The 19,635-nt window shown below is 58.6% G+C and carries 23 protein-coding genes and 1 tRNA gene; 13 read left to right on the plus strand and 11 right to left on the minus strand.

The features are described 5' to 3' along the window. Positions 1-53 precede the first annotated feature (53 nt). On the minus strand, positions 54-446 hold the full coding sequence (locus tag EUU25_RS15765; protein WP_158902640.1) for a hypothetical protein: 393 nt from the start codon (positions 444-446) through the stop codon (positions 54-56). Positions 447-519: 73 nt separating this feature from the next. Then, positions 520-1,704, minus strand: coding sequence for a thiolase family protein (locus EUU25_RS15770; protein WP_158902643.1), 1,185 nt, complete (start codon positions 1,702-1,704; stop codon positions 520-522). Positions 1,705-1,857: 153 nt separating this feature from the next. Between EUU25_RS15770 and EUU25_RS15775 the strand changes: the two genes are divergently transcribed. The 5 genes from EUU25_RS15775 to EUU25_RS15795 all read left to right on the plus strand — a co-directional run bounded on the left by EUU25_RS15775 (position 1,858) and on the right by EUU25_RS15795 (position 5,838). After that, complete coding sequence (locus EUU25_RS15775) at positions 1,858-2,073, plus strand: helix-turn-helix transcriptional regulator (protein ID WP_158902645.1); 216 nt, start codon at positions 1,858-1,860, stop codon at positions 2,071-2,073. Continuing rightward, positions 2,070-2,711, plus strand: a complete 642-nt coding sequence (locus EUU25_RS15780) for a hypothetical protein (RefSeq protein WP_158902648.1) — start codon at positions 2,070-2,072, stop codon at positions 2,709-2,711. The genes EUU25_RS15775 and EUU25_RS15780 overlap by 4 nt, the downstream gene beginning before the upstream one ends. A gap of 75 nt (positions 2,712-2,786) precedes the next feature. Next, the gene (locus tag EUU25_RS15785) at positions 2,787-4,208 is read left to right on the plus strand and encodes a coniferyl aldehyde dehydrogenase (protein ID WP_246162786.1); all 1,422 of its coding nucleotides are present in this window, start codon (positions 2,787-2,789) and stop codon (positions 4,206-4,208) included. Between the two features lie 73 nt (positions 4,209-4,281). Further along, positions 4,282-4,366: transfer RNA gene (locus EUU25_RS15790), tRNA-Leu, on the plus strand. Between the two features lie 116 nt (positions 4,367-4,482). Further along, a complete protein-coding gene (locus tag EUU25_RS15795) occupies positions 4,483-5,838 on the plus strand; it encodes an L-serine ammonia-lyase (protein ID WP_158902651.1) in 1,356 nt (451 codons plus the stop codon). 3 nt (positions 5,839-5,841) lie between these two features. Here EUU25_RS15795 and EUU25_RS15800 read toward each other — a convergent pair whose 3' ends face one another. Continuing rightward, positions 5,842-6,564 carry an SDR family NAD(P)-dependent oxidoreductase gene (locus EUU25_RS15800; protein WP_158902653.1) on the minus strand — a complete coding sequence of 241 codons (723 nt, stop codon included), beginning with the start codon at positions 6,562-6,564 and terminating at the stop codon, positions 5,842-5,844. 125 nt (positions 6,565-6,689) lie between these two features. Further along, on the minus strand, positions 6,690-7,667 hold the full coding sequence (locus EUU25_RS15805; protein ID WP_158902656.1) for a quinone oxidoreductase family protein: 978 nt from the start codon (positions 7,665-7,667) through the stop codon (positions 6,690-6,692). Positions 7,668-7,823: 156 nt separating this feature from the next. On the opposite strand from EUU25_RS15805, the gene EUU25_RS15810 reads away from it, so the two are divergent. Next, entirely contained in the window at positions 7,824-8,015 is a 192-nt protein-coding gene (locus EUU25_RS15810) for a hypothetical protein (protein WP_158902659.1), read from the plus strand. 175 nt (positions 8,016-8,190) lie between these two features. On the opposite strand, the gene EUU25_RS15815 is transcribed toward EUU25_RS15810, so the two are convergent. Then, entirely contained in the window at positions 8,191-9,486 is a 1,296-nt protein-coding gene (locus EUU25_RS15815; protein WP_158902661.1) for an MFS transporter, read from the minus strand. Positions 9,487-9,610: 124 nt separating this feature from the next. On the opposite strand from EUU25_RS15815, the gene pgsA reads away from it, so the two are divergent. Genes pgsA through EUU25_RS15835 form a run of 4 tightly spaced genes read left to right on the plus strand, consistent with a single transcriptional unit; the run spans position 9,611 to position 11,494 of the window. Next, the gene (pgsA, locus tag EUU25_RS15820; protein WP_158902663.1) at positions 9,611-10,183 is read left to right on the plus strand and encodes a CDP-diacylglycerol--glycerol-3-phosphate 3-phosphatidyltransferase; all 573 of its coding nucleotides are present in this window, start codon (positions 9,611-9,613) and stop codon (positions 10,181-10,183) included. A 5-nt stretch (positions 10,184-10,188) separates the two neighbouring features. Further along, positions 10,189-10,440, plus strand: a complete 252-nt coding sequence (gene moaD / locus EUU25_RS15825; RefSeq protein ID WP_158902666.1) for a molybdopterin converting factor subunit 1 — start codon at positions 10,189-10,191, stop codon at positions 10,438-10,440. Continuing rightward, positions 10,437-10,880 (plus strand): molybdenum cofactor biosynthesis protein MoaE, encoded by a 444-nt coding sequence (locus EUU25_RS15830; RefSeq protein WP_158902668.1) that lies wholly within the window; start codon positions 10,437-10,439, stop codon positions 10,878-10,880. The genes moaD and EUU25_RS15830 overlap by 4 nt, the downstream gene beginning before the upstream one ends. Beyond that, positions 10,880-11,494, plus strand: a complete 615-nt coding sequence (locus EUU25_RS15835; RefSeq protein WP_158902671.1) for a glutathione S-transferase family protein — start codon at positions 10,880-10,882, stop codon at positions 11,492-11,494. The genes EUU25_RS15830 and EUU25_RS15835 overlap by 1 nt, the downstream gene beginning before the upstream one ends. Here EUU25_RS15835 and EUU25_RS15840 read toward each other — a convergent pair. Continuing rightward, the gene (locus EUU25_RS15840) at positions 11,491-12,396 is read right to left on the minus strand and encodes a hydrogen peroxide-inducible genes activator (protein ID WP_158902674.1); all 906 of its coding nucleotides are present in this window, start codon (positions 12,394-12,396) and stop codon (positions 11,491-11,493) included. The genes EUU25_RS15835 and EUU25_RS15840 overlap by 4 nt on opposite strands. Positions 12,397-12,549: 153 nt before the next feature. On the opposite strand from EUU25_RS15840, the gene epsC reads away from it, so the two are divergent. After that, entirely contained in the window at positions 12,550-13,275 is a 726-nt protein-coding gene (gene epsC, locus EUU25_RS15845) for a serine O-acetyltransferase EpsC (RefSeq protein WP_158902677.1), read from the plus strand. Then, a complete protein-coding gene (locus EUU25_RS15850) occupies positions 13,272-13,616 on the plus strand; it encodes a DUF2794 domain-containing protein (RefSeq protein ID WP_187351283.1) in 345 nt (114 codons plus the stop codon). The genes epsC and EUU25_RS15850 overlap by 4 nt, the downstream gene beginning before the upstream one ends. A 9-nt stretch (positions 13,617-13,625) precedes the next feature. Here EUU25_RS15850 and EUU25_RS15855 read toward each other — a convergent pair whose 3' ends face one another. Together EUU25_RS15855 and EUU25_RS15860 are read right to left on the minus strand one after the other, a co-directional pair. Continuing rightward, positions 13,626-14,777, minus strand: a complete 1,152-nt coding sequence (locus tag EUU25_RS15855) for a hypothetical protein (protein WP_158902680.1) — start codon at positions 14,775-14,777, stop codon at positions 13,626-13,628. A gap of 67 nt (positions 14,778-14,844) precedes the next feature. Next, the gene (locus tag EUU25_RS15860) at positions 14,845-15,747 is read right to left on the minus strand and encodes an SDR family NAD(P)-dependent oxidoreductase (protein ID WP_158902691.1); all 903 of its coding nucleotides are present in this window, start codon (positions 15,745-15,747) and stop codon (positions 14,845-14,847) included. Between the two features lie 191 nt (positions 15,748-15,938). Between EUU25_RS15860 and EUU25_RS15865 the strand changes: the two genes are divergently transcribed. Further along, the gene (locus tag EUU25_RS15865) at positions 15,939-17,453 is read left to right on the plus strand and encodes an OprO/OprP family phosphate-selective porin (protein ID WP_158902694.1); all 1,515 of its coding nucleotides are present in this window, start codon (positions 15,939-15,941) and stop codon (positions 17,451-17,453) included. A 12-nt stretch (positions 17,454-17,465) separates the two neighbouring features. Here EUU25_RS15865 and phoB read toward each other — a convergent pair whose 3' ends face one another. From phoB to pstB, 3 genes are read right to left on the minus strand one after another with little or no spacing between them, the layout of a single operon-like run. Beyond that, a complete protein-coding gene (gene phoB, locus EUU25_RS15870) occupies positions 17,466-18,161 on the minus strand; it encodes a phosphate regulon transcriptional regulator PhoB (RefSeq protein ID WP_143776463.1) in 696 nt (231 codons plus the stop codon). Positions 18,162-18,176: 15 nt separating this feature from the next. Then, positions 18,177-18,848 (minus strand): phosphate signaling complex protein PhoU, encoded by a 672-nt coding sequence (gene phoU, locus EUU25_RS15875; RefSeq protein WP_158902697.1) that lies wholly within the window; start codon positions 18,846-18,848, stop codon positions 18,177-18,179. Positions 18,849-18,860: 12 nt separating this feature from the next. Continuing rightward, the gene (gene pstB / locus EUU25_RS15880; protein WP_246162787.1) at positions 18,861-19,634 is read right to left on the minus strand and encodes a phosphate ABC transporter ATP-binding protein PstB; all 774 of its coding nucleotides are present in this window, start codon (positions 19,632-19,634) and stop codon (positions 18,861-18,863) included. Position 19,635 lies beyond the last annotated feature (1 nt).

Raw genomic sequence — 19,635 nt, forward strand, 5'->3', positions numbered from 1 at the left:
TTAGTGTCGCAAATTGTATCAGATCAATTCGACCAAAAACGTCGGATTGCCGGTTATTTCTTTGCGGGCGTCACGGTGACGGTAACACCGTCGGGTGCGGTGGACGTATAGCTGCCATCGGCAGTGAGGGCAGTTGACGTCCAGCACACTTCGGCTTCGTCGCCATCGGGATCGAAGCAATCCTTGCCGTCCTTGCGCGCGAACTTGCCCTTTATTTCTTTGCCGTCGGGGGAAGAACCTACATAGGTGCCATCCGCATTGATACGCGTCGTAGCCATCGTGCCATCGGCCATTTTCACATCATAGTCGCCAGCTATGGTTGTCAAGTCGGCAGGGGCAGTAACCGTTTCTAAAACCGGTGCCGCTTCCGCTTCCGCTGTCTTTTCAGCCTGTTGCGAACAGGCACCCAGAGCGGCCAATGCCGCAACCATCATCAACTTCTTCATGACTTTTCTCCCTCTTTTCTCCGAGGGGGAAGCTATGCCTGTCGGTCGATGATGGCAATGTAATTTGGGCTGGTTAAATCAGCTCCACCGCAAGCGCGGTACCTTCACCACCCCCGATGCAGAGCGAGGCGACGCCGCGGGTTTTGCCGTGGCGCTTCAGTGCCGCGATCAATGTCGTGATGATGCGTGCACCCGATGCGCCGATGGGATGGCCCAATGCGGTTGCACCGCCATGGACATTGATCTTGTCGTGCGGGATGCCGAGGTCGTGCATCGCGAACATTGCGACGCAGGCAAAAGCTTCGTTCACTTCGAACAGGTCGACATCGGCGACCGTCCAGCCAGCCTTGGCAAGGCATTTGGTGATCGCACCGACAGGAGCGGTGGTGAAGGCCGATGGTTCCTGCGCATGCGCGGCAAAGGCAACGATGCGCGCAACAGGGGTGTGGCCCTTGGCATCGGCGACCGACTGACGCGTCAGGACAAGTGCGGCTGCTCCATCAGAGATGGACGAGCTGGTCGCAGCGGTAATGGTGCCGTCCTTGGCGAAAGCGGGGCGCAGGCCCGGGATCTTGTCGGGCATGCCCTTGCCGGGTTGTTCGTCGGTGTCGACGACGACATCGCCCTTGCGGGTGGCAACGGTGACGGCGACGATTTCATCCTTGAACGCGCCATCGGCAATCGCGGCCTGCGAGCGGCGGAGCGATTCAATTGCGTAATTGTCCTGCGCCTCACGCGTCAGTTGATATTCGTTGGCGGTGTCCTGCGCGAAGGTGCCCATGGCACGGCCCGCTTCATAGGCATCTTCCAGACCGTCGAGGAACATATGGTCATAAGCGGTGTCATGGCCGATGCGCGCGCCGCTACGATGCTTTTTCAGCAGATAGGGGGCGTTGGTCATGCTTTCCATGCCACCGGCGATGACATAATCGACCGATCCAGCGGCGAGAGCCTCGCTGCCCATGATGACGGTCTGCATACCCGAACCGCATACCTTGTTGACGGTGGTGGCCTGCACCGACTTGGGCAAACCAGCCTTGAGCGCGGCTTGACGTGCAGGGGCCTGACCCAATCCGGCAGGCAGGACGCAGCCCATATAGATACGCTCGATATCCGCGCCATCGACACCGGCGCGCTCGACCGCCGCCTTGACTGCCGTCGCACCCAGATCGGTTGCGGCCACATCGGCAAGCGCGCCCTGCATGCCGCCCATGGGCGTGCGGGCGTAGGACAGGATGACGACGGGATCGGTGGACATGGCAGAATCCTTATTTTGACAGAAATGCTGGCGCTTCCATAAATGCTACGCCCCCTGCTTGCAATGCGCCTTGGTGCAAAAGCAGCCTGTAAAGAGCTCTTGACAGGCCGACTCGTGTCCTGTAAAGAGCTCTTTACAGGAAGGGCTAGTGATTTGGAAAGTCGATTACGGGAAATACGCGAGGCCAAGGGCTGGAGTCAGGGTGAGCTGGCGCGCAAACTGGGTGTTTCGCGGCAGACGATCAATGCCGTCGAAACCGACAAATATGACCCCAGCCTTCCGCTCGCGCTGCGCATGTCGAAACTGTTCGGGATGCCCGTATGCGATATTTTCATCGACCATTGGCAACCGCAGGAGGACGCAGAATGACGACTGATATTACGGCGCAGGCCGGCAAAACCAAAAAGATGGTGCTGCAGATGATCGGCGGCGGCATTGCAGGTGGTACCGGCATGATCGCGCTCAACCATTTTCTGTCGCTCAACACGCTGGGTACGGACCGGCTGATATTGGCGGCGATCGGTTTTATCTATGTGATGACCGGTTTGATCGTACTGGCGGGCAGCCTCGTGCCGAAAATGGGCGCGAAGATGCTGAATGTCAGCGATGAGGAGGACTTGCTTGAACAGCGGGAGATTTTGCTGGGATCGAGCCTCATGCTTTTGACCTTCGGCGTGGCGCAGATCATTCTGGTGCTGTCGGGCGACGGCAAGATGTTTCCGGCCTGGGCGGGCGCTGGCGCGATGCTGCTGTCCATGCTGTTCGGGTCGGCAATCTGGATCCGCGACCGTCATCGCTATGACGAGATGATGATGAAAATGTCCCTCGATGCAAGCTTCATCTGCCTTTGTGGCCTGTGGCTTGTGCTGGTGCCATGGGGCTGTCTGGCGATGACGGGCCTGTCGCCTGCGCCAAGCGCAACTGCGATTGTTGCTCTCTTCTCGGGCGGATATCTGCTGTCCAGCGTGGTGGCCGCCGGACGGGTCGGATTGCTCGCGCCGAAATAGGTCCTAATCCATTGCATTCTCCCGCCTTGCCGTTAATCAGTCGATTAACAGCGGAACGCGAGCGAGGAGAGAGCAATGACCAAGAACATGCAGGCCATTTTGGAAAAGCAGCGCGCCAGCTTTACCGCCGCGCTTCCTGAATCCATGTCGATACGGCGGGACCGGATTGACCGGGCGATTGCGCTGCTCGTCGACCATGCGGAAGATTTCGCAAAGGCCGTCTCCGCCGACTTTGGCCATCGCAGCCGCGAACAGACGCTGATGACCGACATCATGCCCTCGGTCAGCGCGATGAAACATGCAAAGAAGCATTTCGAAAGCTGGGCCCGCGGTGAAAAGCGCAAGCCGACCTTTCCACTCGGCCTGCTGGGTGCGAAGGCCGAGGTGGTCTATCAACCCAAAGGCGTGGTCGGCGTCGTTGCGCCATGGAACTTCCCTGTGGGCATGGTGATGGTGCCGATGGCGGGCATATTGGCGGCGGGCAACCGTGCGATGGTGAAACCGTCCGAATATACCGAGCGCGTATCGGCGCTGTTCGAAGAAATTGTGCCCAAATATTTTGCCGAAGAGGAAATGGCCGTGTTTACCGGCGATGCCGAGGTGGGCATGGCATTCTCGAAACTGGCGTTCGACCATATGATCTTCACCGGCGCGACCGGTGTGGGCCGCCATATCATGCGCGCCGCGGCGGACAATCTGGTGCCCGTCACGCTGGAGCTTGGCGGCAAATCCCCGACCATCATCGGCCGCAGCGCGGATACGAAAAAGGCGGGCGAGCGGATTGCGCTCGGCAAGATGATGAACGCTGGACAAATCTGTCTGGCTCCCGACTATCTGCTCGTACCCTCGGATCAGGAAACCGACGTGATCGATGCAGTCAAGGCGGGTGTGACGGCGCAATATCCCAAGCTGCTGCACAATGATGATTACACCTCGGTCGTGAATGGCCGCAATTATGAGCGGCTGCAGGGCTATCTCGCCGACGCGCGCGAAAAGGGTGCGGAGCTTATCGAGGTGAACCCAGCGGGCGAAGACTTCGCCTCGTCCAACGGCAACAAGATGCCGCTGACCATCGTGCGCAACGTGACCGACGATATGAAGGTGATGCAGGAGGAAATCTTCGGCCCGATCCTGCCGGTGATGACCTATTCGTCGATGGACGAGGCGATCGATTATGTGAACGCCCATGACCGTCCGCTCGGCCTCTATTATTTCGGCAGCGACAAGGCGGAAGAAGAACGCGTCCTGTCACGCACCATTTCCGGCGGCGTGACGGTGAACGACGTAATCTTCCACAATGCGATGGAAGACCTGCCCTTTGGCGGCGTTGGCCCGTCGGGCATGGGCAATTACCACGGGCAGGACGGCTTCAAAACTTTCAGCCATATGCGCGCGGTCTATCGCCAGACCGGCGTGGATGTCGCCGGCATCGGCGGTTTCAAGGCCCCCTATGGCAAGGCGACGCACAAGACCCTGGCAAAGGAATTAAAGAAATAAGGATGCACTTGCATCCGGACGGAGGCTCGGTTAGAGGGGCCTCCGCTTCGAAGGGTCCGCCCCGACAAGCTGTGCCCCAGTGGTGGAATTGGTAGACGCGCTGGACTCAAAATCCTGTTCCGAAAGGAGTGCCCGTTCGAGTCGGGCCTGGGGCACCATCTTCTCAACATTCAGATGCCGCCCCGCTGTTCCTGAAGGACGGACTTCGTCCGTCTTGGGGGGCACCATTTATAATTGCAATTGCAACCATCTGCTCTACATGCCGTAGCGTCAGATGGCCCAGCATTTCAGCATCACGGATTTGTTCACCATCGGTATCGGGCCATCGAGTTCGCATACCGTGGGGCCGATGCGTGCGGCGCGGGATTTTGCGGAACGGGCGCTAGAGCGACCGGATGTGGGGCAGGTGGTGTGTGAGCTTTATGGCTCGCTGGCGCTGACCGGGCATGGCCACGCGACCGACACCGCGATTCTGCTGGGGCTGGCCGGGCACAGTCCGGAGGGCGTATGCCCCGACGCGATTGCGGGCCTTGTTGCCGATATCCGCCATGCCGACCGGCTGATGCTGGCGGGCAGGGTGGACATCGCTTTTGTTGAAACGCGCCATCTGCTGTTCCGCAAGGGCGAGTTTCTGCCGGGTCACGCCAATGCGATGCGGTTCACCGCGACCTATGGGGATGGATCGGACTATAGCGAAACCTATTTCTCGGTCGGCGGCGGGGCCATAGCGCGTGAGGGGGCCGATGCGGCGCGGGCGAATTTTACCCTGACCTATCCATTTGCCTCGGGCGAAGAGCTGCTGGCGCTGGGCGAGGCGACCGGCCTCAATTTCGGCGCGATCATCGAAGCCAATGAAGCGGCGTGGCGCGACATCACGGAAACTCATGCGTTCATCGACGCCGTGCGCGCCGCGATGCTCGATTGCGTGGCGCGGGGCATGGCGCATGATGGCGTTCTGCCCGGCGGCCTCAATGTCAAACGGCGGGCTAAGTGCCTGCACGACCGGCTGTTGGCCCGCGGCCCGCGCAGCGATCCGTCAACGGTGTTCGAATGGGTCAGCCTGTGGGCGCTGGCCGTGAATGAGGAAAATGCAGCCGGAGGCCGCGTTGTGACCGCGCCCACCAATGGCGCGGCGGGCGTAATCCCGGCCGTGCTGAAATATTATGAAGTCTTCACCGCCAATCCGACGCCGGAGGGCAGTCGTCTGCTGCTGACAACGGCCACTGCCATCGGCTTTCTCTACAAGACCAACGCATCAATCTCGGCGGCGGAAATGGGCTGTCAGGGGGAAGTCGGCGTCGCCTGTTCCATTGCGGCGGCGGGGCTCGCGGCGGCATTGGGCGGGACAAATGCCCAAGTCGAAAATGCCGCAGAAATCGGCATGGAGCATAATCTGGGCCTGACCTGCGATCCCATTGGCGGGCTTGTGCAAATCCCCTGCATCGAGCGTAACACGATGGGCGCGATCAAGGCGATCAACGCGGCCTATCTGGCGCTCCAGGGCGACGGCGCGCATATCGTGAGCCTCGACGCCGTTATCGAAACCATGCGCCAGACCGGCGAGGACATGCGTTCCAAATATAAGGAAACCAGCCTTGGCGGGCTTGCCGTCAATGTTGTGGAATGCTGACCTTCAAAATTTGATCATCACCCGCCGCGCCAGCGCGGGCGAGATGGAATAGACCATCTTCAACAGCTTAACCATACCGACATTGGCTTCTGCGCTGTTGCTTTCGATGGCATCGACAATCTGTGCCGCGCAATCGGGCGCTGACATTTTGTTTCCGCCGAGCCGCCCGCGTGTCATCGCGGTATCGACCACAGGCGGCAGCGCCTCGATCACATGGACGTTGGATTCCCGCAAATTATACCGCAGCGCCTGCGTAAAGCTGCGCAGGCCCGCCTTGCTGGCGCAATAGACGGGGCCACCTGCACGCGGGGCAATGGCAAGGCCGGAGGTAACGTTGACAATCGTCGCTTCGGGCCGGGCCAACAGACCGGGTAGCAAGTGGCCGATCAAATGGATCGGCGCGTTCAGATTGAGGAAAAAGGCGCGGTCGGTCAGCGCAAGATCCAAAGGCTCGCCGGGGCCGAAATTCCCGCTCATCCCCGCATTGTTCACTAATATGTCGAGCGGGCGTTCACCGAGCGCCTTGACCAGATCAAGACATCCGGCTGCATTCGACAGATCGGCTTGTATCGCCTCGAAACCCTCATTTCGGGCAGAGGCGAGCAATTCCTCGCGCCGGCTGCAGACGATGACTGTCGCCCCCTTGCGCTGCAAAAGCCGCGCTATTTCGAGCCCGATTCCGTCCGTGCCGCCTGTTACTAGCGCGGTTTTCCCCTGAATATGCATAGGTAACCTCCCCACCAAATTACGCATCATGGCCAGAAAACTGGCGCTATGATGACCCGTCCCTCTCTACATTATAGATAGGTTTTTACGCATATTTGAAACCGGTTTTTTTAACCGGCCCGACCTTAGGGGAGCAGCACCGTTGACCCCGTCGTTTGCCGTGCCTCCAGATCGCGATGTGCCTGGGCGGCTTCTTCAAGAGGGTAGCGCTGACCCACGGTCATTTTGAGCGTACCCTGACGCAAGAGCGCAAATACACGCTGCGCGCCTGCGGCCCGTTCGTCGGCCTGTTTGTAATAGTCGAACAGGGTTGGGCGGGTCAAAAAGAGCGAACCTTTTGCCGCCAATATCCCTAAATTGATGCCGTTGACCGCGCCGCTCGCATTGCCATAGCTCGCAATCATGCCGCGCCGCGCGGTGGAATCGAGCGACGCATTCCATGTCGCCTGCCCCACGCCATCAAAACACACTTCCGCGCCCTTGCCGTCGGTTAGGGCCCGCACCTGCTGCGCAACATCTTCGGTACCGTAAAGAATGACATGGTCCGCTCCGGCTGCCCGGGCCAGATCAGCTTTCTCTTCGGTGCTGACGGTGCCGATGACCCGTGCGCCGACATGCTTGAGCCATTGGACGAGCAGCAGACCGACACCGCCCGCGGCCGCATGGACGACCACATCCCAGCCCGGCTGCACCCGGGCGCATCGTTCCACCAGAAATTCGGTGGTGCAGCCCTTCAGCAGGCCGGCGGCGGCAAGCGCGTCATCGATATCGTCCGTCAGGGCAAACAGTGCGCTAGCCGGGATATTGCGGGCGGTGGCATAGGCGCCAAGCGCAGGGCCAAAGGTCGCCACGCGGTCACCGACCTGCAGTGCGTCGACACCGTCGCCGAGTGCCTCGACCACACCCGCCGCCTCAACGCCAAGGCCCGAGGGTAGGGGCACGGGGTAGAGACCGCTGCGATGGTAGGTGTCGATATAGTTGAGGCCAACCACCGTGTTGCGCATCCGCACTTCGCCGGGACCGGGCGGAGGCAGTTCGGCTTCGGCCCATTGGATGACTTCGGGGCCGCCGGTCTGTTCGAAATATGCCTTTTTAACGATCATCGGGGGTCTCTCTTTCGTCGTTCGACCGCGCACGGCGGGTGACCATGGTTAACGGGACAGTAAGGAGTGTAACAGTTCGGGACAATGCCTCAAGGCACGCACATTAACCATTTTTGCGCATGGCCATAATCCCTAACAAAACGTTAACGTCTCACCATGTTGAAAAGAAAACTCGTCTGTCGCAACGAAGCCGCCCGCCATCCCTTCCGCCGGATGCTGCCGCCGCCCGTCCTTGATGCCACGCTTGCTATGCCGCAGCCTTCACGCTGGTGGCGGAAAGAAGACACGCATCTGTTCATGCTGAGCTTCAGCGCCTTCTTCGTGGCGATCAGCAGCTTTATATTCTGAACCGGTTTGCCGGTTTCGGTTTACGCAAAGAGCGCAAAATTCGCGTTGGTTAAAATTGGCCCATTCACACATACCCCGTCACCCTGAACTTGTTTCAGGGTCTTAGTAATGCGACGGGGAAAAATGGACCCTGAAACAAGTTCAGGGTGACGGGAAACCGAAAAATTCTTGTCTTTTAATCGCACGCCTTGTGCAGTTGCTGCGCCAGCCAGGCGGAGACAAGACACATGGCCGCGCCCAGCAATAACTGGTTCACGATCGTAACACCGGCGGCGCTTAGCCCCAGCGCGATGAGCGACCCGATCACCATCGCCCCTGAGTTGACGATATTGTTGGCGGCCACCGTCCGCGCCGTCTGATCCTTGGGCACCGTGGTCGTCAAAAAGGCGTAGAGCGGCACCACGAACATCCCGCCCGAAATCGCGATGCCCAGAAGCGAGAGCAGAAGGGGGATGGCGTCGGGATGGGCGACGAAGCCCGTGATATTATACAACTCGCCTTCGCCTATGACGTGCCAGTTCCGGCACACGAGGAAAAAGGCGACGACGAACAGTGCCATGACCAGCACGCAGGCCGGTGCGTAGCGGGCCGATACCTGACCCTTCAGCATACGGTTGATGGCAACCGAACCGATGGCAATGCCGATGGAGAAAATGGCCAGAAACAGGCTGGCAACTTCCTTGTCCGCTCCCAGCACATTTTTGGCGAGCGGTGGAAACTGGATGAAAAGAACAGCGCCGATGGTCCAGAAAAAGCTGATCGAGGCAATCGCCAGATAGAGCTTGCGGATGTGCATCGTGCTTTTGACGAGATTGATCGAAGAACGCAGGATATGCCAGTCCAAGCCGGTTTCTTCATGTTCGGGAGGTGCAGGAGGGACCTGCCGTCCGGTGAAATAGCCGATGATGGCAGTGATGACGACGCCAAGCGCAGCCCATTCCACATCAATGATACCCGCCAATATGGTGCCGAGCAGAATGGCGATATAGGTCCCGGCCTCCACCAGACCCGTGCCGCCAAGCACTTCGTCTTCCTTCAGATGCTGCGGCAAAATCGCATATTTGATAGGGCCGAAAAAGGTCGAGTGAATGCCCATGGCGAACAATGCGAGCATCATCAGCGGTATGGCGATCAGGCTAACGGCAAAGCCGAGCCACGCCATGACCAGACCAATGCCGCCAACGATCATGATCAGGATTTCGCAAAATTTCACGATCCGGATGATCTGCGCCTTGTCGCGCGTATCGGCCAATTGTCCGGCAAGCGCGGACATCAGGAAAAAGGGAAGGATGAAGACGGCGGTCGCAACCGCGCTGAATAAGGCTTCGGCCTTTTCGTCATTATAGACGCCATAGACGACGAACAGCACCATCGCGTTTTTGAACAGATTGTCGTTAAAAGCGCCCAGCAATTGGGTCACGAATAGCGGCAGGAACCGTCGCTGTTTCAGCAACGACATGGATGTCGACATAATTTGCGAAAACCTCTCTTCGTTTGAGGTGCCTTAGCCGCCGGATCGGGCAGGGCAAAGCGCTTTTGTCGATGAAGCGAAATCGCCGCGTGATTTTGCAATAATAGGAGGCTATCGGTATCCCATGCTGAGCTTGCCCAACATCCTGACCCTTTCCCGCATATTGGCTGTGCCCATATTGGTGTTCCTGCTGTGGCCGGGGGCCAAGCATCTGGGGACGCAGCCAGTGCCGCTCGATTACGCCTTTGCGTTCGTCCTCTACTGCCTGATGGGCATCACCGACTATTTCGACGGCTATCTGGCGCGTGCGCAGGGGACAGTGTCGAAGCTGGGCGTGTTCCTCGATCCGATCGCGGACAAGATCATGGTCGCGGCGGTCATTTTGATGGTCGTGTTCACCCGGGATGTTGACGGCTGGCATGTCATTGCCGCGCTCATCATCCTGCTGCGCGAAATGATCGTGTCGGGCCTGCGTGAATTTCTTGCCGGGTTGCAGGTTTCGGTGCCGGTGTCCAAACTCGCCAAATGGAAGACGACGTTCCAACTGGTGTCGCTGGGCGGGATCATATTGGCAGGGGCGCTGCCCGATTGGGCGCTGCTGAAACAGGCTGCGCTGGCGCTGCTCTGGATCGCCGCGATTTTGACCATGATCACCGGCTGGGACTATTTGCGCGTCGGCATCAAGCATATGGATTGAGCGCCATGCGGTTCGTCTATTTCGCCCGGGTGCGCGAAGCTGTCGGTATGGACAGCGAGGAGCGCGCCGTCCCTGCAGAGGTGCGTACGGTGCAGGATTGCATCGCCTGGCTCGAGTCATGTGACGCCCGTTATGCGGCGGCCTTTGCCGAACCGGCGCGGTTGCGTTTCGCTCTCGACCAACAGATGGTCGCCGCCGATACTGCGCTTGCGGGCCATGAAGAGTTGGCGATTTTCCCGCCGGTTACCGGGGGATGAAGCAGGTCACTATCAGCGCAAATCCGATCAGCACGGCACGCGCGCTGGAACCGTTGGAGAATCTGGGCGGTGGCGCCATTGCCAGCTTTACGGGCATTGCGCGGGCGGATTCCGGTGTCGTCGCGCTGGAGCTTGAACATTATCCCGGCATGACCGAGCAGAATTTGAACGCCCTTGCCGACCAGGCCATGGCGCGCTGGTCTCTGCTCGGCTGCGTCGTGATCCACCGTGTCGGCAAGATTGCGGTGGGGGAGCAGGTCGTGGTCGTTGCCACAGCGGCTGGCCATCGCGCCGAAGCACTCGACGCCTGCGCCTTTCTGATCGACCGGTTGAAAACCGACGCCGCCTTCTGGAAAAAAGAACATCGCAGCGATGGCAGTGCGCTGTGGGTTGAGGCCAAGGGCACAGATGATGCCCGTGCCGAGAAATGGAGAGACTGATGCTGTTATACGACGCCCCGATGCCAGCGCCCAATCCGCGCCGTGTGCGGATCTATCTGGCGGAAAAGGGGCTGACGGTCCCGACGCAATCGCTCTCCATCCTGGCGGGCGAGCATAAGGCACCGGAGTTTGTGGCTAAATATCCAGCCGGACAGCTTCCTGTGCTCGAACTGGATGATGGGCGGATGATTGGCGAGACCATTGCGATCTGCCGCTATTTCGAAGCCTTGCATCCCGAACCGCCCCTGTTTGGCCGCGATCCGGCGGATGTGGCGGAAATCGAAATGTGGACGCGCCGGGTTGAGCTGACCTATGGCGCGGCGATCCGCAATATCTGGATACACACGCACCCGCTGACTGCGCGCGTGGTGAAGCAGCAATATACGGAATTTGGCGAAAGCAACCGTCCGCTGGCGCATGCGGCGATGATGGTGTTTGACACTGTGCTGCGCAAAAACGCCTTTCTGGCAGGTGACTCCTACTCGATGGCGGATATCGCGTTGCTGAGCACGCTGGATTTCGGGCTGTTTATCGGCGTGCCGATCCCGGATGAGGCCAAAGCGCTGAAGGCCTGGCATGAACGCGTGTCCGCGCGCCCGAGTGCGTCGGCCTAATTTTTGCGCAAGGCCCGCAAGGCCGAGGCAAGCATCTCGAATTCTTCACGCCGCGGGCTGTTGGTCCGCCAGACCAGTGCGATTTCGCGGGTCGCATGCTCGGCATTCAATGGCCGGGCCTGCACATCAGTGCCGTGGAGCAGGCCGGAATCGACCGCCATCTCGGGTATCAGCGTCAGGCCAAGCCCGTTGTCGACCATCTGTACCAGCGTATGCAGCGATGTCCCCAGCATCGTCGCCGACGCACGCAGCTCGGGCCGGTTGCATGCCGCCAGCGCGTGATCCTTCAGGCAATGGCCGTCGACCAGCAGGAGCAATTTGCTCTCGTCGATCAGGTCGGGGGTGATGCTTTCGGGCGGGTCGCGCGGGTCGTCCTTGGGAAAGGCAACGAAGAGCCGGTCCTCGAACAGCGTGGCTTTTTCCACATCACCAGCGGCAAAGGGAAGCGCCATCAGGACGCAGTCGACCACACCATGGTGCAGCGCCTCGACGGCCGCAGCGCTCGCCTCTTCGCGCAGATAGAGTTTGAGGTCGGGATATTGCTTGCGCAAGGCAGGCAGCAATTTGGGGAGCAGGAAGGGCGCGATCGTGGGAATGACGCTCATCCGCAGGTCGTCGGCAAGCGGCTTGCCCGCCGAGCGCGCCATTTCGGCCAGCTCCTCCGCCTCGCGAAGGATACGGTGCGCCTTGGCGACCATCTTTTCGCCCAGCGGCGTAAAACGCACCACGCGCCGCGTCCGCTCTACAAGCATCAGGCCGAGAAGGGACTCAAGTTCCCGGATACCCGCTGACAGCGTCGATTGCGTCACAAAGCAGGAGTCGGCCGCCTTGCCGAAATGGCCATGCTCTTGCAGTGCGACCAGATATTGCAGCTGCTTCAGGGTAGGGAGATAGGTGCTCATTTATCGAACCTTATGATTAGTTCGGGCCCAATAATCGCTTTTAACGATTTAAACCAGCTTTTTCGGTGCAATTTCGGCTCCAGCACTGGAAATCGCGTAACATATCGCCTAACTTTAGCGAAAGGCTCCGGATAGTAGAGGGCGGGGACGCATATGTTCATTTCAAATCTCATCGAATATCTGGACTCGATCAAAGTACGCGATCCCGCGCCACGCACGCGCTGGGAAATATTATTGTACCCCGGCGTCTGGGCCGTCGCCTATCACCGCGTCGCGCACTGGCTGTTTCTGGGGCAAATGTTCTTCCTGGCGCGTTTGGTGAACCATTTCTCGCGCTTCATGACGGGCATCGACATCCATCCTGGTGCCAAGATCGGCAGCAATTTTTTCATCGACCATGGCTTCAGCGTCATCGGCGAAACTGCCGAGATTGGCGATAATGTGACCATGTACCAGAATGTCACGCTGGGCGGGACCAACCCGACCAATGGCGCGGCGGGCAAGCGGCACCCGACCATCTTGGACAATGCCATCATCGGTTCGGGCGCGCAGATATTGGGGCCGATCACCGTCGGCGAACGCGCCCGCATCGGTGCCGCCGCTGTCGTTACGGACGATGTGCCTGCGGGGGCCACCATGATCGGGCAAAAGGCACGGTCGACATTGGTGAAGGCCGAAACCTACGCCAAGGATTTCATGCCCTATGGCACGCCCTGCCGCGAAATGTTTGATCCGGCGACGCAAAGCCTGGAAATCATGCAGTGCGAGATTGAAACCCTGCGCAAGAAAGTGGCCGAGTTGATGGCCGAACGCGACGCGGCGCAAGCCGCACCCGTTCCCGCAAAACGCCGCGCCACCAAGGAGGCAAAGGGCGCTTGAGCGCGGTCATCACACCTTTTCCCGTTGCTAACCGCCTCCATCAGGTTGGCTTCGACCGCGCCGAGCTTACCCAGATACTGAACCTCTATGGCCGCATGGTCGCGGCGGGCAACTGGCGTGATTACGCCATTGACCTGGGCCGCGATGCCGCGATCTTCAGCGCCTTCCGCCGCGCAACCGAACGCCCCGAATACCGCATCGAAAAGCGCCCCGAGCTGCGCAACAAACAAGGCCAATGGGTGTTGGTCGGCGAAGGCGGAGCCGTGCTGAAACGCGGCCACGAACTGGGGCCGGTTTTGGCCCCTGTCGAGCGCAAGTTGATGAAGTTGGTGGCCGGCTAAACAGCCCTGTCACGCTGCCTTGGGCAGGCGGGAGCTAATACCGTCCGGCAACAACTTCATAATAGAGCGTCGGATTATAGGCCAGAATGCCGACAGCAGAAGCAAAGCCGAGCCGATGATGAAGGCCGTAAAGGCCACGCCCAATTCGATCACACCGAAGTTGCGGAACAAGGCGGTCATGGCAATCAAAACATAGGCCAGCGCGGATACCAAAAGGGCGCGCCTGTCTACGATGATCGCAATGGTTGCAAACAGCGTATACAGCGCCAGCACCAATATCACGGCTGCCGTTGAAATCCGGCCTCCATCGCTGACTCCGATCAGACCGAAAAGCGCATGTGCAATCATTGGTGCAGCCAGCATGTGCAACCAGAAGGCAATATCGCTCCGCTGCGTGGTGCGGCTGGTGTCGGATACATCCCACCACATCGCAAACCCGAAGACGGTGATGCCGCAACAAAGCGTGAGGATGAGTGGCATGATTGCCAGAAACGCCGTCGTGCCGGTGAAGTAAAAAATACCGAAGAGAATGGTCAAGGCAGCCATACCCGTTGCTGCGGCAATTGCGATCGGGGCTCGCATGCGGAACCAGAATGAGGCTGCCACCATTGAGGAGAAGAGAGCAGATAACGCGTAACCGCCATTCTCCCGGATGGTCTGTGCTTCGAGCTTAGGTCGAATACCTGGCCCGTCATTCCACCAACTCACACGACCATATTGCGTGTAGTCCAAGTCCCAAAAGTAAAAACTCGTTCCAAAAAAAACACCAATTACCAGCGCCAGAAGCAAAACGATGCTCGGTAGAGCCATGCGGCGTACGCGGACAAAATATTCGGCAAGAAACCAAGCCGTTGCTGCGCAGAAAAAGCCGCCCAACGCCTTGTAGCGCCCAGAAGAATATGTTTCACTCGACAAGTTACCGCCCGAGTAGTTGTGCACATCATCTTGGAAGCTTTCGCCGATCCACCACATGGCGAACAGCATGATGATAACGGCAATCGTTACGAATATGTCGTTGAAGCCGGTAACGAGCCGGAAATTTTCTTCACTCGTCGCCGGTGAAGACTTATTGTTTGCAACAAAGCCACGCAAGGCGTCGGCTGCCGACGGTTCGATTACGCCCGCTTTTACGGCCGATTGCAGATCTGCTTCGGTATACATTCTCGAGGCCCCCGCTCACATATGTGAGGAGTGGGCTGCCCCGAGAGATGTGTCAATATGCCTATGTTCAACCCAGCGCTTGCAACGCCTTCATGACGGCCATCGACTGTTCGCCGCCCGATTGCGGGACGGTTTCGCCGGTGCGGTCGATGATCTTGTCCCATGCGGCGGCAAAGCCTTCGACGGTGCGATCTTCCTGATGAAGTGCGGCGCCGGGGGTCATGGTGACATAAGCGGCATGGTAACCACCGCCGCCTGCACCGATGATCATGTTGGTTGGCGCATCTTCGCTGACGAGATAGAGCGCGGCGGGGACGACATTTTCGGGGGTGAACTGTGCGAACAGGCCTTCGGGGAAAATGTCTTCGGTCATGCGCGTACCGGCGACAGGAGCGATCGAGTTGACGCGGACATTATATTTCGCGCCTTCGAGGTGCAGGGTCTTGGTCAAACCGGCGAGGCCCAGTTTGGCGGCGCCATAATTGGCTTGGCCGAAGTTGCCATAAAGGCCGGTTGAAGAGGTGGTCATCAAGATGCGGCCATAGGCTTGCTCACGCATCGTGTCCCAAACAGCCTTTGTGCAATTGGCCGAGCCCATCACATGGACCTGAAGCACCAGATTGAAATCGGGCATGTCCATCTTGGCGAAGCTCTTGTCGCGCAGGATGCCGGCATTGTTGATCAGGATATGGATGCCGCCCCAGGCTTCCTTTGCCTTGGCAACCATTTCGACCATTTGTTCAAATTCGGTGACGCTGCCGCCATTGGCCATGGCTTCGCCGCCAGCAGCCTTGATTTCTTCAACAACCTGCGCCGCCGCGTCGGACGTGCCGGTGCCGTCACGTGCACCGCCCAGATCGTTTACGACCACCTTGGCACCGCGCTTGGCCAGTTCCAGAGCATAGGCCTTACCCAGTCCGCCGCCTGCACCGGTCACAATAGCGACTTTGTCTTTAAAGCTGATGGTCATTTTTTGTCTCCATAGATATGTGGCGGACGAAGCACGCCAATGCGGCGCATGCCTTGGCATGAAGGTTAGGTTTACGCAAGCGTAAAGCAAATCAACTGTGGACTGTCACAAAACAGAAATTTTTGAGTCACTCTAAAGTCATATAATTGTTGTCTAGGCGTCACACCTAATTCGGATCGAGGGAATTTAAGATGACTGCATCACATTGGCTGGCAAGCACCGCACTGATTTCAGCCGCACTAGCTGCGGCTCCGGTGCATGCGCAGGACAATGCGTCGGAAGTCGAGGCTTTGCGTGCTGAAGTCGCTGCGTTGAAAGAGCAGTTGGCGGCGATTGCGGCTAAAGTCGACGCGGTGCAGAAAAAACCCGTTGCCGAAGTGAAGTGGAAGGGCGCCCCGGAAACCAGCGCCGAGGGCGGCTGGACCTTCAAGCCACGCGGAAGGATCCATTTTGACGCCGGTGCCGTAAGCGAGCCTGGCGCGCTTGAAAGCCGGAATCTCGGATTTGCCACGCGCGTCCGCCGTGTCCGTCTGGGTATGGAGGGGACCATCCCCGGGAATCTGGGTTATAAGGTGGAAGCCGACTTTGCGAATAGCGGTGTGGCCTTTGGCGATGTCTGGTTGACCTATAATCCGGCAAATGCACCTGTTTCGGTGCGCGTCGGCAATTTTGAAACGCTGAACAGCATGGAGCAGATTTCCAGTTCCAACAATGTGACCTTCATTGAGCGCAACAGCTTCAACGATGCTTTCATCAACGCACGCCGGTTGGGCGCTGCCGTGGCGTGGCATAACAAGAGCAATGACTTCTTTGTCGAAGCAGGTCTGTTTGCGGGCCATGCCATCGACAGCAGTCTGGATAATGACGGCTGGATTGGCGCCACCCGCGTTCACTTTACCCCCAAAATTGGCGATACGCAGTTGCATCTTGGTGCGACCTACCAATATCGCAGCTTTTCTTCGAACAATGCAGGCGCAACATCGGCATCTCTCTTGTCGCCATCGACAAACCAGCTGGCGCGGTACCGCGCACGCCCGGGCAGCCAGTTGACCGATATCCGCTTTGTCGACACGGGTAGTTTTGCCGCCAAGAGCGACCAGATCATCGGCCTCGAAGCTGCTGCGATTTTCAAGCAATTCTACATCAGCGGCGAAGCGCAATGGTTGAAAACCAATGCCTATGACGCAGGCGATGTCGCGACGGGCCTTGATGTGTTTTCCGGCGGTAATGTTGCCGTCGTACCCACCGAAAATCCCGGCTTTTTTGGCGCCTTTGCCGAAGTCGGCACATTCCTGACCGGCGAAACCCGCGGCTATAACAACAAGCTTGGTGTGTGGAGCCGGCCCAAGGTGAAAAACCCGATCACCAAGGGTGGCATGGGTGCATTCCAGATTGCAGCCCGTTTCGATTATCTCGATCTCGACGATGATGCGTTGAAAAATGGCGTGACAAATAATTTCGCCACGGGCACCACATCGCTTGCTGCCCTGAACAGCCGCCTCGGCCGTGGCGGCACGCAGACCAGCTATTTGCTCGGAATAAACTGGTATCCCGTCGACTATCTGCGTTTCATGCTGAACTATGGCCGCGTTAATGTCGAAGGTGGACCGCTTGCCGCGACTGTGGATCCGCTGTCCACCCTTCCCGTCGACGAACGTGATTATTCGGTCGACGTTCTCGCCGCCCGGATGCAGATCGAGTTTTAAAGGGGCGCGGGTTTAAACCGCGTCCTGGTCCAGGGAATAGCCGGCCGACCGCACCGTGCGGATGATGTCGCTGTCAAAGCCTTCGTTGAGGGCTTTGCGCAGGCGGCGGATATGGACGTCGACGGTGCGGATTTCGATATCGCTGTCATGTCCCCAGACGCTGTCGAGCAGACGTTCACGGGAAAAGACATGGCCTGGATATTCCAGGAAATGCTTGAGCAGCCGGTATTCGGTCGGGCCCAGCGGAACCTGCTTGTTGCCGCGCTTTACCTTGTGCGCGACCGTGTCCATTTCCACATCACCGAAGCGCAGCGATTCCCCAGCGAGCGCGGGGCGCACACGACGCAGCACGGCTTTGGCACGGGCAACCAGCTCGCGCGGGCTGAACGGTTTGGTGACATAATCATCGGCGCCGATTTCCAGCCCGCGGATGCGGTCATCCTCTTCGCCGCGTGCCGTCAGCATGATGATGGGGACATTGGCGGTGTTGTCGGTCTTGCGAAGTTGGCGGCACACTTCGATACCCGACAAATTTTCGAGCATCCAGTCCAGCAGCACCAGATCCGGCGCATGTTCGCGCGCCATCAGCAGTGCTTCTTCGCCGTCGCCGGTATGGCGAACGTCAAATTCCTCACGTTCGAAATGCCAGCGGACCAGTTCGGCCAGTGCACTGTCATCTTCAACCAATAGCAGTTGTGCCTTGGGCATATCGCTCTCTTCCAATCAGGCGTCGGGCAGATTTTCGCCGGTTTCAGTAAAGTAAATCATCTGCGCCACAGTTGTTGTGTGGTCGCCAATCCGTTCCAGATTTTTGGCGGTGAACAACATATGTGCAACTTCGGTCGCTGTTTTCGGATTTTTCGCTACATAGGCAACGAAGTCGACAAACAGGTCCTTGTTCAACTGGTCGACATCGTCGTCGCGCGCGGTCACGGTGCGGGCCAGATCGATGTCGCGTTTGGCATAAGCGTCCATCGCGGTGCGGATCATTTCGACCACGATATCGCCCATGCGAACAAGCTGTTCATTGGCGGCCAGGCTCGATTTCGCTTCCATCTGCGGCACGCGCTTGGCGATGTTTTTCGCATAGTCGCCGATCCGTTCGATCACTGCCGACATTTTCAGTGCGGCAATCAGCTCGCGCAAATCGTCTGCCATCGGGGCGCGAAGGGCGATTGTCCGGACGACCAGTTTTTCAACTTCGGTTTCAAGCGTGTCAATAACCTTGTCTTCGGCGCGCGTAGCGGCGGCCAATTCAATATCATGTTCGCTCAAGGCCTTCATGGCTGCCTTTACAGCGGACTCGGCGCGCGCGCCCATTTCCGCGATCAGGCCGCGGATTTCGTCCATATCATCGTCAAAGGCGGTAACAGTGTGCTTCGTGCCAGTGCTCATATCTGCAATCCTTTAGCCGTAACGGCCGGTAATATAGTCCTTAGTACGATCTTCGCGCGGATTGGTGAATATTTCGGACGTTTCGCCAAATTCGATCAAATTGCCGAGATGGAAAAACGCCGTCCGCTGCGACACACGTGCGGCCTGCTGCATATTGTGGGTCACGATGATGATAGCATATTTGCCGCGCAGGTCGTGGATCAATTCTTCGATACGCGCCGTCGCAATCGGGTCGAGTGCGGAGCATGGTTCGTCCATCAGGATAACTTCGGGATCAACGGCAATGGCACGTGCGATGCACAGACGCTGCTGTTGCCCGCCCGACAGGGCGGTGCCGCTGTCGCTCAGGCGATCCTTTACTTCGCCCCATAGGCCCGCACGGGTCAGCGCGCTTTCGACAATCTGGTCCAGTTCTGCTTTCCCGGCGGCAAGGCCGTGGATGCGCGGGCCATAGGCCACATTGTCGTAGATGGATTTGGGGAAGGGATTGGGTTTCTGGAACACCATCCCCACACGTGCGCGCAACTGAACAACGTCCATGGACGAGGCGTAGATATCCTGACCGTCGAGGAAGATATTTCCTTCGACCCGCGCGCCGACGATGGTGTCGTTCATGCGGTTCAGTGACCGCAAAAAGGTCGACTTGCCGCAGCCCGACGGACCGATAAAGGCCGTGACATTGTCCATATCGACGTCGATCGATACATTATCGATCGCTTTCTTCTCGCCATAATAGACGTTGACGTTGCGGGTCGATATTTTCGGGTTGGCGGTTGTTTCGGCCACA

The sequence above is a fragment of the Sphingorhabdus lacus genome, from assembly GCF_009768975.1.
GTDB classification, from domain to species: Bacteria; Pseudomonadota; Alphaproteobacteria; order Sphingomonadales; family Sphingomonadaceae; genus Sphingorhabdus_B; species Sphingorhabdus_B lacus.